The 11,688-nt window shown below is 51.3% G+C and carries 12 protein-coding genes; 1 reads left to right on the forward strand and 11 read right to left on the reverse strand.

Annotated features, from left to right (window positions below; all coding sequences use genetic code 11):
* Nucleotides 1-26 precede the first annotated feature (26 nt).
* The 7 genes from DEF47_RS24500 to DEF47_RS24530 form a co-directional block, all read right to left on the reverse strand.
* Nucleotides 27-1,931: a VWA domain-containing protein gene (locus DEF47_RS24500; RefSeq protein ID WP_012187810.1), complete on the reverse strand. Its 1,905-nt coding sequence runs from the start codon at nucleotides 1,929-1,931 to the stop codon at nucleotides 27-29.
* 9 nt (nucleotides 1,932-1,940) lie between these two features.
* On the reverse strand, nucleotides 1,941-2,501 hold the full coding sequence (locus tag DEF47_RS24505; RefSeq protein WP_012187811.1) for a YcxB family protein: 561 nt from the start codon (nucleotides 2,499-2,501) through the stop codon (nucleotides 1,941-1,943).
* A gap of 29 nt (nucleotides 2,502-2,530) precedes the next feature.
* Nucleotides 2,531-3,415, reverse strand: coding sequence for a DUF58 domain-containing protein (locus DEF47_RS24510; RefSeq protein ID WP_012187812.1), 885 nt, complete (start codon nucleotides 3,413-3,415; stop codon nucleotides 2,531-2,533).
* Between the two features lie 27 nt (nucleotides 3,416-3,442).
* Complete coding sequence (locus DEF47_RS24515) at nucleotides 3,443-4,168, reverse strand: DsbA family protein (protein WP_012187813.1); 726 nt, start codon at nucleotides 4,166-4,168, stop codon at nucleotides 3,443-3,445.
* On the reverse strand, nucleotides 4,165-5,154 hold the full coding sequence (locus DEF47_RS24520; RefSeq protein ID WP_012187814.1) for an AAA family ATPase: 990 nt from the start codon (nucleotides 5,152-5,154) through the stop codon (nucleotides 4,165-4,167). The genes DEF47_RS24515 and DEF47_RS24520 overlap by 4 nt, the downstream gene beginning before the upstream one ends.
* 94 nt (nucleotides 5,155-5,248) lie before the next feature.
* Nucleotides 5,249-5,443: a hypothetical protein gene (locus DEF47_RS24525; protein WP_041303822.1), complete on the reverse strand. Its 195-nt coding sequence runs from the start codon at nucleotides 5,441-5,443 to the stop codon at nucleotides 5,249-5,251.
* A gap of 9 nt (nucleotides 5,444-5,452) precedes the next feature.
* On the reverse strand, nucleotides 5,453-7,144 hold the full coding sequence (locus DEF47_RS24530) for a DUF8809 domain-containing protein (protein WP_012187815.1): 1,692 nt from the start codon (nucleotides 7,142-7,144) through the stop codon (nucleotides 5,453-5,455).
* Nucleotides 7,145-7,478: 334 nt separating this feature from the next.
* Here DEF47_RS24530 and DEF47_RS24535 point away from each other — a divergent pair, with 334 nt between their 5' ends.
* Entirely contained in the window at nucleotides 7,479-7,979 is a 501-nt protein-coding gene (locus tag DEF47_RS24535; protein ID WP_012187816.1) for an FKBP-type peptidyl-prolyl cis-trans isomerase, read from the forward strand.
* 215 nt (nucleotides 7,980-8,194) lie between these two features.
* Here the strand turns inward: DEF47_RS24535 and DEF47_RS24540 are convergent, their stop codons facing one another.
* From DEF47_RS24540 to DEF47_RS24555, 4 genes are all read right to left on the reverse strand, one after another.
* Nucleotides 8,195-9,004, reverse strand: coding sequence for a sulfate ABC transporter permease (locus tag DEF47_RS24540; RefSeq protein WP_012187817.1), 810 nt, complete (start codon nucleotides 9,002-9,004; stop codon nucleotides 8,195-8,197).
* On the reverse strand, nucleotides 9,001-9,840 hold the full coding sequence (gene cysT, locus DEF47_RS24545) for a sulfate ABC transporter permease subunit CysT (RefSeq protein ID WP_012187818.1): 840 nt from the start codon (nucleotides 9,838-9,840) through the stop codon (nucleotides 9,001-9,003). The genes DEF47_RS24540 and cysT overlap by 4 nt, the downstream gene beginning before the upstream one ends.
* Complete coding sequence (locus DEF47_RS24550; protein ID WP_012187819.1) at nucleotides 9,837-10,874, reverse strand: sulfate ABC transporter substrate-binding protein; 1,038 nt, start codon at nucleotides 10,872-10,874, stop codon at nucleotides 9,837-9,839. Before DEF47_RS24550 ends, cysT begins: the two co-directional genes overlap by 4 nt.
* Nucleotides 10,871-11,688: universal stress protein (locus tag DEF47_RS24555; protein ID WP_287045377.1), on the reverse strand; the 818-nt coding region annotated here is incomplete at its 5' end. The genes DEF47_RS24550 and DEF47_RS24555, both read right to left, overlap by 4 nt.

An 11,688-nucleotide genomic window follows, 5' to 3' on the forward strand; every position in this document is an offset into this window, starting at 1 on the left:
AGAGGGGTTGGGGGTGAGGGAATTCTTTATGCCGCGCTGCGCCGCGCATTCCACCACAGTTTGAGCCGTGTGAAGGCGCTGCGTTGAGCAAAAACCCATTCGATCAACACAAAAATTAATGCGGCCAAAGCTAACCAACGCCACCACTCTTCACGGCCTGCTTTGGCTTGGGTGGTTTCACTTGAGCCAACTTGACCACCACCAATTTGGGCAACATCGAGCACCTGAACTGGGGTGATTTTGGCTTCGCTTTCGCGATAGGCATTGACCACGTAGCGCTGGGTTTTACTGACCACGCCATCGCGTAGCAATTCGACGCTGTAAATGCCAGCTTGGTTCATCAAACTGCCATCAAAACTAATCAAGCCATTGTTTGGCGTGGCTTCGTGGGTTTCGCCATCGGGCTGAATCAAGCGCACGCCGCTAATATCATTGGTTACTGCAAAGGCTAATTCTTGATCAGGCGGCAAAATCGCTGAATCGCCACCAGTGCCAGGTGCTAAATAGCCCACCAAATTGGCAATCAACAAGGGAAATGAAATATTCAACGGCAAATCGGAATCATGGGTGTCGAAGCCGAGCACTGCAATTCGTCGCCCATCAACTTCGCCTGCAATTAGCAACGGGCCAGCCGCACTATCGATCACCGTATGCGCCCAAGGGGCATTTTCGATCCGTGCCGATTTCAAAATATTGACTTCGCCAAGCTCAACATTGCGCAACAATGGATCATCGGTTGGCGCTGGGCGGGGCACTGGTCGATCCAAACTTCCAGTCACTGAGAAATATTCGGTTGAGCGATAGGGCGCGATAAACAGCAAATTACCAGCGGGTAATGGCTCTGGTAAACTGGCATCGAGTACCGTCAACAAGGCTGTATCAGTAAAGGTGGCAGTTTCAGTCAGATAGGCGGAAACTTGTACCCGTGGCATCAATCCCAAGGCTGTAGCCAGAAAACGATTGCCTGGCGTGACAAAACGCACCGGAATTGCATCGCTTGATGGGCGAATTGCCCAAGCCACATCGTCGCTGGGCAGGCTATCACTCCCATCAAGTCGTGCCTCAACCGTGGTGGCGGTGGCTGGCACATCGATATTGACGGTTTGATCTTGGCCCGGCAAAATTTCGAGATCATAGGCATTGAACAAGGTGCCATCGAGGTTTACCAACAAACGCCGTGTAACCCGCTCTTGGCCTTCGTTGGTAACGCGGGCAAAAAAGGTCAACGTGCCTGGCGCTAGTTCGTTCAAGGCAATTGCCGCGATCGCTTGATTGTTGTTGCTCGTGCCAACTGGGAAATAGCGAATTTTGGCGGGCAAGGTGGCGCTCATTGGCACGGTTACCTGACCATCGGTCAAAATTGCCACTTCCGACTCTTCTTCGCGAGCCGCCAATGCCCCAGCCAAACTCAAGGCTTGCGACATATCCGAGCCGCCGCCCAAGCGCAATTCAATGCCTTCGATTGCATCGCGAATTTCACGGCGATCAGTGGTGGCAGCAGCCGGCACATCAAGCTCGCCGCCAATTGCCATAATTGTGGCGCGTGCGCCATCGGGCAACTGATCGACCAAGCGAATTGCTTCAGCTTTAGCGGCCTCAAGCCGATTGGCGGCAACATCGGTTGCGCCCATCGAAGCCGAGCGATCGATAATTACAATGAGATTTTGCCCACTAACCCCAACGGTTGGACTGAACGGTCGGGCCAGTGCAAACGCCAAAAGCAGGGCAATGAGCAATTGCAGCCAGAGCAACCAATTATGGCGGAGGCGTTGCCACGGCGCGTTGGCCTCAACATCGCGAACCAATTGATTCCATAAAAAGGTTGACGAAACCGTGCGTTCCTCGCGGCGGAGGCGCAAGATGTACATGGCCACAATTCCTGCGAGAACCGTGCCGCCTGCGATAAACATTAATGGTGCAATAAATCCCATACAATCTACTCACTCTGCTAGCTGTGCGTCAGCATGATATTGGGCGAATTGTTGCAACGCTATCTGCTGATCGGCTGGCGATTTAAATGCTCGCTTGGGTATAACAACTACTCGATTGTTGTGAGTAACCAAAATAATATGTTCGGCCTCATCTAAAATAGCCTGAATAAAGAGCCATTTAAATTCAACACTCGAAAATGCGTTTATTTGCTGCACATAGGTCGGATAAACTGTTAATCTGACTGGCGATTCAAAATTGGCTTTTTCAAGCTGATAACTTTTTTTGAAATAATCTAAAGTGAATTCGCGCATGTCGCGATTGGTATAAATTACCCAAATTCCAATTAAGATTAAGCCGAATACAATCAACCATACTGATAGTCGATCGAATTGAAACAATGCAGCAACGAAAAATGCTAACATACCTATACCTAAAACATAGAGTAATAGCACATAATAGCGATTTAAATTAAGTGCTTCTTGATATTTTGGTATATGCTTAAAGATTGATAAATTAGCTTCCTGATAATCGTTAAAATTAAGTTGATAATTTAATTCAGTTGGTTGCATCGAATAACTTTCAAGCTGAAATATATAATTTAACGAACAATTTGCCGTTCGCGTAGCACTGAAACCAGCAATGATTCCAAAGGCAAGCTGGTATCAACAAAAATATAGTTGATGCCACGAGTTGTACAAAAATGCTCAACTTCTTCGCGCCATGCCTGCAAACGTTCAACATAACGCTGCAATAAATCGAGATCAGCGCTGACATCGAGCGATTCGCCACCCTCAACATCGAGCAATTTCAAATCGCCCTCGAATGGCGGGTTCAGCTCATCAGGCGAGAGCACATGCAGCACGGTAATTTCAAATGGGCGGCGGCCAAGCGTGCGCAAGGCTTCTTCCCAATCGGGCGTGAGCAAATCGCTGCATAACAACAATGGCCCAGCTACCCGCGCCGTTTGAATATAGCGGCGGCTGGCTTGCAACAAACTAGTATTGCCGTTGCCTTTGAGTCGATTCAGCAAATTGAATAATGGCGGCACGCCTGCCCGCCCACGCCCTGCCGGAATCCGCTGCTCGTTGCCACCGCCAAAACTGGTGACTTGCGCCCGATCAAGGCTGGCTAAGGCGATATAGCCTAACGCGCCCGCTGCCTGAGCGGCATAGCGCAACTTGTTTGGCTCGCCCCAATCCATCGAAGCACTGGTATCGATCAGCAGGTGCAGGGTAATTTCTTCTTCGGCTACAAACAGCTTGAGAAAGAATTTCTCCAAACGCGCATATAAATTCCAGTCGATCTGGCGAAAATCATCGCCAGGCGTGTAGGGCTTGAAGTCGGCATATTCAACCGATGAGCCACGGCGGGGCGAACGGCGTTCGCCCTGCATCTGGCCAGCAATATTGCGGCGCGTCAGCAGCGCCAAACGATCCAATTGTTTTAAGAATTGTGGTTCAAATAGCGCTGCTTGTTCGCTCATTGCAACATCTCCACACTCAACCAACGATTATTGATTTTGGTTTGCCAAGGCAATTGCGGCATCGAAACCTGCGAGTGGGTAAGCCCCAGGAATGATGTAGTTGCCGATAAAGAAGGCTGGCGTGCCAGTTGCTTGGGCGGCCACGGCTTCAGCAGTTTCAGCATTGACTTTGGCCAAAACTTCTGGGTCGGCTTGGCATTTGGCAAAGGCTGCCGTATCTAAATCCAATTCTTCGGCATACTTGAGCATCACGGTTGGCGCGAGATTGGGATCAACGCCCCATTCGCTGGCCCGTACAAACAACATGTCGTACATTTCCCAGAACTTGTTTTGATCCATAGCGCAGAAGCTGGCAACTCCGGCGGCTGGTGCAGACGTATGGCTTTCCACAGCGATATAGTTGCGGAATACGTAACGAACCATGCCCGTATCAATATATTTGGCCTTCAGTTCAGGGAAAACCGACACATGATGGCGTTGGCAGAAGGGGCATTGGAAATCGCTATATTCAACAATTGTTACAGGCGCGTTAGGATCGCCCATTGAGCGTTGATCGTCAGCCGGAATTTGAGCTGGTTTTGCTAACGGAATAAATTCGCTGGCAATGCCCAACGGATCTTGGGTTGCTGGCGGAGCTGGGGTTGATGGCACAATCGTTGGACGAATGCTGACTTGGCGGCTACTATCGGATGCGTAGCTACCGCAACTGGCCAGAGCAAGGGCTAACACGATTAGGGCAATACGGCGGGTCATGCTTCTTCCTTAATTGATTCCAAAATGCTATTGACAATACTTTCGCTGTTAACTCCCTCAGCTTGACCCTCAAACGACAAGATAATTCGGTGGCGCAGGGTTGGCGTGGCCATTTCGCGCAAATCGCGGAAGGCGACGTTGGTGCGGCCATCGAGTAAGGCCGCAATTTTGCCTGCCAAAATCAAAGCCTGCATCCCACGAGGGCTGGAGCCATAGCTCACATAGCGCTTAACTTGCTCGGGGGCAAGTGGGCTATCAGGGTGCGTTGCGCTGATAATTCGCGCAGCATAGCTCAAGACGTGGGTCGCCACTGGCACCGAACGCGCCATCTGTTGCAACTGAATCAAGGTAGCGCCATTAATCACCTTTTGTGGCTTCGCTTGATCAGTTCCTGTGGTGCGTTGCGCAATTTCTACTAACTCTTGCGGTGATGGAAACGGCACATTGATTTTGAAGAAGAAACGGTCGAGTTGTGCTTCAGGTAATGGATAGGTGCCTTCCATTTCAAGCGGGTTTTGGGTTGCTAGCACAAAGAATGGCTCTTCGAGCTTGTAACTGGTGCGGGCAACACTGACCGTATGTTCTTGCATGGCTTCGAGTAGCGCCGATTGGGTTTTGGGTGTAGCACGGTTAATTTCATCGGCTAGCACCAAGTTGGAGAAAATCGGCCCACGTTGGAAGCGAAACTCTTTTTGACCTTGCTCATCTTCGGCGATAATCGTTGTGCCGATGATATCAGCAGGCATCAAGTCGGGGGTAAACTGAATTCGGCTAAATTGGCAATCGACCGCTTCGGAAAGCGTGCGAATCAAGGTTGTTTTGGCCAAACCTGGCACACCTTCAAGCAACGCATTACCACCAGCGATCAAGGTAATTAATGTTTGGCGGATCAAGGCGCGTTGCCCGACAATCACCTTGCCAATTTCAGCCTCAATGGCAGCAGCAGTGCGCCGGAACATTTCAGCATCGCGTTCAGTGTATTGCATCCAAACTCCTTATCAACAAAAGGCTATAGGTCTCTGAATCATACCTGATTCAAGCAAGAACCTATAGCCTTGAACCTAAAACTCTTGCTCTTCGCTACGTGAGTTGTGTCGTGGCATAAACGAGCAAAGCAATTGTGGTGAGCAAAAAGCCCATCCAGCCGAGCGCAGTAACAGCAAACGAAATCGTCATTGCACGTTGGCTGATGTTGAAACGTCGCGTTGCGACCAACAGTGTCCACATACCGCCTGCGAGGAGGCTAAGAAACACTAACTCAAGGGCTAGAAACATAGAATCCTCTTACTGTTCCAATTGGTTAAAGTAGTCGCGGATAAAGTTTTTCAATTGTGGTGGGATGTATCCGCTATCCACCGCCCGCCCTGCCGATTCTTGGTAGTCCGAGCCAGCTTGATTATAGGGCACTTGTGAGCCATTGGCGATGCCTGGGCCAGTGCTGCCGCTCGGTTGGCTGGGCGCGTTACCGCTGCCATTGGGCTGGCCACTCACACTACTTGGGTCATTGGCAGCGCCTGGTTTCCATGGTTGGTAGACAAGGCCTTTATCGTTGCCAGTGCCAGGGAAGTCGCGATCGTTGCGGCCTGTGCCATTGCCACTGCCATTGCTGTTGCCTGAGCCAAGATTGTTGGATTGGCTGCCACCGCCGCCGCCAGCACCATTGCCCTGACCTTGACCCTGGCCCTGACCTTGGCCTTGACCTTGGCCTTGACCCTGACCTTGACCTTGGCCTTGCTGACCTTGCTGACCTTGCTGGCCTTGCTGACCCTGCTGACCCTGCTGACCCTGCTGACCCTGCTGACCCTGCTGACCTTGTTGACCAGCTTGTTGATTTTGTTGGCCTTGTTGACCAGCTTGGGCCGCTTGGTCACGGCTATTTTGCACTTCGCTCAAAGCCTGCTCAACGCCTTGTTGATCTTGCAATTGCTCAGCGCTTTGGCTGGCTTGGTTGCTGGCTCGTTGCAAGGCTGAGCGAGCATCGGCAAGATTGCCGTTGCGTAAAGCGCTAGCAGCATCGCGCAACGATTGAGCCAATTCAGGATTCGTTGCCGCAGTTTGGTTGGCTTGTTGCTCAAGCGCATTCGCCAATTGCTCACGCTGCTCAGGAGTCATCTTTTCAGCATCTTGGGCTGCTTGTTCCAACTCTTTGGCGGCATCGCTGGCTTCAGGGCGTTGCTCTTGACTGGCTCCACGTTGGTTTTTCAAAGCTTGGGCCAATTCTTGCAACGAAGCCTGACGAGCGCTAGCGCGTGAATCCAAGCGCTTTTGCAATTGTTGCTCGGTGCGCGAGATTTTCGCCAAAGCATCTTCGCGTGAGCCTGTATTTTCGCGCAAATCTTTGGATAACTCAGCCAATTGGCGATCCAATTCGACGCGTTCTTCGGGTGAAAGCGTTTCGTCTTTGGCAATTTCTTCGCGGGTTTGGTCGATACGGTCGGCGATTCGTTCGAGATCGGTTTTGACCGCTTCGCGTTCAGCCAAAACATTGCTTTGGGCATTCGGCAATACCGCCGAAGTAATGCCCAGCACAAGGAACATTGTTGCCAAACCCCACCACAAGCGATGTTTGCGTGGTGGTGCAACCCGAATATCCTTGGCATTGGCGTTGCGGGCTTTCTCAAGCGCATCATTATATTGAACATCGTCGAGTGGCCCGCGATCATCGCGTTTGTGCAATTCGAGTGCAGTCGAGAGCCGTTCGCGCAAATCGAGCTCGAGATCGCTGCGTTGGGCGATGCGGTTGCTCGATTGGGGGCGCAACGCGACGACCAGTAAGGCAACGAGCCAAACCGCGAAGGGCACTAACGACCACAATGTCCAGTTAGGAATTGGGAAGAGCCGACCAGCACCTTGGATTAAGGCAAAGCCAAGCGCCGGTAGCCAAAATGTACGACTCAGCCATTGCAATGTATCGGCAAGGCGTAAGCGCCGCCCGAAGGGGCGTAGCAGGTGAACAATCTCAGTTGGTTGTGCCATACCTAATCTCCTTCGCCGCATTATACACGACTCATGTGCTGAGCGAGATTAATATTTGGCGACAGTGCGTTTAACTGCCGCTGACAATTGCATATAAAAAGGGTATCGACAGAAGCATCACAACGAATAAAGCGGCTGAAATTTTGTCTGACAATCGTTCCATTGGGAACCCCCTTTGTGTTTGCGTATCAATATAACGTCAACCATGCACAGATTGTTCCACGCCCTATCCTAGAAGATTGCCAACACATTGAGAATGATGTAAAGCTGATGAATCTGTGAAGCAAGGTATAATAGCGGCGTTTGGTTTCAATTTGTGATGAAAGGGCGTTCCGTGAAGCGTATTCTTCTTTCAATGTTGGTTGCGGTAACATTAATTGGCTGTGGCGAGATTGCTCGCCCCGAAAACCCGACTGCTGTTCCAACCTCAGCCACCACTGGCGTAGATATTTCAGATGTTTCGGCAGTTATTCCAGCGCTGCCCAATGGTTTAGAAGTGAAGCAAACTGCCAGCGGCTTGCGCTATGTGGATATTGTGGTGGGGAGTGGCCCTGAGGTGACGGCTGGCTCAACCGCTGAGGTTTTTTACACTGGCTACCTTAAATCCGATGGCTCACAATTCGATTCAAATGTTGGTGGTCAGCCATATGCGGTCGAAGGTGTTGGCGGAGCCATGGTTATCACTGGCTGGAATGAAGGTTTGGTTGGCATCAAGCAAGGTGGCAAGCGCCGCTTGATTATTCCTTCGGCCTTGGCTTATGGCGAGCAAGGTCAGGGGACGATTCCAGCTAACGCCGATTTGGTGTTTGATGTTGAAGTTATGACGGTTCGGTAAAGAACATAGAACATAGATTAATGGTTCATCAGATTGACAATCTATTGTTCCCTCACCCCCTAGCCCCCTCGCCCGCCCAGCAGGCGAGGGGGAATCGCTTCGGGAGTGCGCCCCTCGCCCGCCGCCGTGTGAGAGGGGCTGGGGGTGAGGGCATGCTGGGCGTTGTTAACGTTATAAACCATTACACCTGGCCCCTCATCCCTGACCTCTAATCCCTAGCGTTGCTCTATACTCTTTTGTGAACGCCGATGAAACACATCGATGACTAATACTAAGACTAATGAAATTGCCCCTAGTAGCAAGGCTGCACTATAAGCTCCGGCATATTGGCGATCATCGAGCGCCCGAAAGATGTAGACCGTGGCAGTTTCGGTGCGTCCTTGAATTCCACCGCTGATCACCAGCACCGCCCCAAATTCGCCCAAGGCGCGGGCACAGGTCAGGCCTAAACCATATAAAAAAGCCCAACGCAAGGCTGGAAATGTGACTAAGCGGAAGGTTTGCCAGCCACTGGCACCCAAGGTTGCAGCAGCCTCTTCCTGTTTGCGCCCAAATGCCTCAAGCACAGGCATCAACTCGCGCACCATAAACGGCAAGGTTACAAACAAGGTCGCCAAAATCATTCCAGGCAAAGCAAAGGCAATTTGCCAATCAAGCGCCTCGGTTAGTGGCTTGAGCACACCATTACGCCCAAACAGCACAATTAAGGTGAAACCAACGATCACTGGCGACATAGCGAATGGCAAATCGAGCAATCGATTAACCAAGGCTTTTCCGACAAATTGATGACGCACCAGTACCCAAGCCACTAGCGTGCCAAAGATGCCATGAATTGACACTACTACCAAACAGATGATCAAGGTTAGGCCAAATGAGCGTAACACATGGGGATGTTGCAAGGCCTCTAGCACTGCCGGAGCGCCTTCGCGAAACGCACCAAACACAATTGCACCCAGCGGGGCGATGATCAAAATGCCCATGTAGCCTACGACAATGCTGATCAACAGCCATTTGCGCCAATTCATGCTTGCACCTCCCGCCGCCGACTGAGCCAATCGACCAAGCTCATCGTGCCAAGCGCAATTGCCAACATCACCAACGACATCGCGCTAGCATCGCGTTGGCTGCCCGATTCAATCTCGCCATAAACATAGACAGCGGCAGTTTGTGAGCGCAGCGGAATATTGCCAGCAACCACGACAATCGCACCAAATTCGCCAATGGCTCGCGCAAAACTCAGCAATGTGCCCGAAACCAAGGCTGGCAACAAGGCTGGCAGAGTCACGCGCCAAAAAATTTGCCAAGCAGGTGCGCCAAGCGTTGCCGCTGCCTCTTCGCTCGAACGATCAAGGTTGATCAAGACTGGCTGAACCGAGCGCACCACGAATGGAAATGAGGTAAACAGCAAGGCCAAAATGATGCCAGAGGGCGCAAAAATCACTTGCCAACCCAACTGTTGATTGAGCCAGCCGCCGATTGCCGCTTGTGGCCCATACAAAATCACCAGCATCACGCCCGTGACCAAGGTGGGGATAGCAAACGGCAAATCAACGACTGCATTCAATAAGGTTTTGCCCGGAAACTCATAACGCACCAAAACGAATGCTGTCAATAAGCCCATTACTGCATTGATCAACGACATCACGAGGCCAGTCCAAATCGTCAACCAAATTGCGTGGCGGGCAATTGGCGAGCTAACCACGCTGACGATCGATTCAACGCCAGCGCCCAATCCATCGACGACGACTACAATTAACGGCAATACCAAAAACACTGCCAAATAGGTTAAGGCAGCGCCACGGATACTCCAACGGCCCCACGGTAAACGTGGGGCCGTGCGTTCAATTGTTTGAGTCGTCATTGTTGTACCTGCGCTAGCACTTTGGCATAGACACCGTCATCGCCAAAGTATTCAGGCGTGGCTTTGCTCCAACCACCAAATTCGTTGATTGTAAACAAATCGTTGATGGCGGGATAGCGCTCAGCAGTGGCTTTGGCAACATCGGCATCGACCGAGCGTAAGCCAAATTCAGCAAAGACTTCTTGGGCTTCACGGCTATGCAAGAAGTTAATAAAAGCTTCGACTGCTTGACGATTGCCATGTTTTTCAACTGATTTATCGATTAGGGCAATTGGGTTTTCGATCAAAATCGTGGAAGTTGGGATGACCATTTGATAGGTTTGGCCGCCTTTTTGGCCAACCAAAATTTCATTTTCATAGGTGATTGCCACATCGCCAACGCCTTTTTCAAAGTTGGTGATACTTTCACGCGCACCCTTATCAAACACCACGACATTTTTAAGCACACTCGCTAAAAAGGCTTGGGCTGCTGCTTCGTCGTTGGCGGGTACGCCTGTAATCTGACCACGTTTGGCGGCCCCATACAACGCTAAAATATTCCATTGTGCGCCGCCGCTGGTGCGTGGATCGGGAGTCAAAATTTGTACTCCAGGCTTGGCTAAATCAGCCCAATCTTGAATACCTTTGGGATTGCCTTCGCGTACCGCAAACACCACAATTGAGGTACTAACCATGCCCGAATGCGTGCCAGCTTTCCAATCGTGAGTGATCAGGCCTGCATCGGTGATCCGATTAATATCAGCTTCGAGCGAAAGCGCCGCGATATCAGCCTCGAAGCCTTCAACGATTGCCCGTGATTGCGCACCTGAACCTTGATATGATTCTTCAAATTTGACTTCACCGCCAGTATCGGCCTTCCATTTGGCTTGAAACAGCGGAATCAACTTGGCATAGGCTTCGCGTGGCGTGGTGTACGCGCCCAAGGTGATGGTGGTAACCGTGGCATTGCTGGTGGTAGTTTGGCTGGCCTCGCCACAAGCAGCCAATAATCCGACCAATAACAAGCTTAATAAACTGAAATGCAAGCGTTTCATGCCACTGTCTCCAAAACATTCAAAGCCAGCCGTTCAGGCATTGGCTGAAGATAACTAGAACGAATAATTAACACTGGCACGCTGATTTGGCTCAACAACGGGCCAACCACGCTGCCAAGGTCGTAATTGCTGCTGTAGGCTCCGAGTGGCGCACCCACAATCACCAGATCATAGCCCCCGCGTTTGATCTCGGCGTTGATGGTTTGGGCTACATTGCCGACCAGCACTTTGGTTTCGGTCACAACTTCATGGCGGCGTAAGCTTGCCGCGCTGGTTTGTAAAAAGCGCTCTAGGCGTTCAATGTCGTTGCTGTGGCTGGCGACTGATACGAGAGTGGCACTGGCCCCAACCGACCCTAACAAACGCCCAGCAAAGGCCACATCTTCTTTGCTCGGCTCGCCATCGCTAACGCAAATTAAGGCTTTGTTACAGGGTTTAGCGCTTGGTGGCACGAGCAATACATGTTGTTGAGCCACGCTCAACAGCTGAGTTGCATCGCGCTCGGCGTTGCGTGCCTCAGTGCCGAGCACAACAATATCGCATGGCTCGTGTTCAGTTTCTTTGCGCACAGTTTCAATTAAGCTAGCCGTCGATAAACGGGTTTGGAGATGCGGCAAGCCTGCCCCAAGTTGTTCGCGCACCGCTTGAATACGGGCACGCAAACTTGCTTCGCTGCCATCACGCGCAACCACGGTAGCTCGCGCATGGGCTAGCCGAGCCAAATTACCGCCAATATTCAAGGCAGTTTCCGCCACGGGCTGATTATCGGCGAGCATCAGCACATTCAGGCCACGTTGACTGAGTGCATGCAACC

The sequence above is a fragment of the Herpetosiphon sp. genome, assembly GCF_003512625.1.
GTDB classification, from domain to species: Bacteria; Chloroflexota; Chloroflexia; order Chloroflexales; family Herpetosiphonaceae; genus Herpetosiphon; species Herpetosiphon aurantiacus.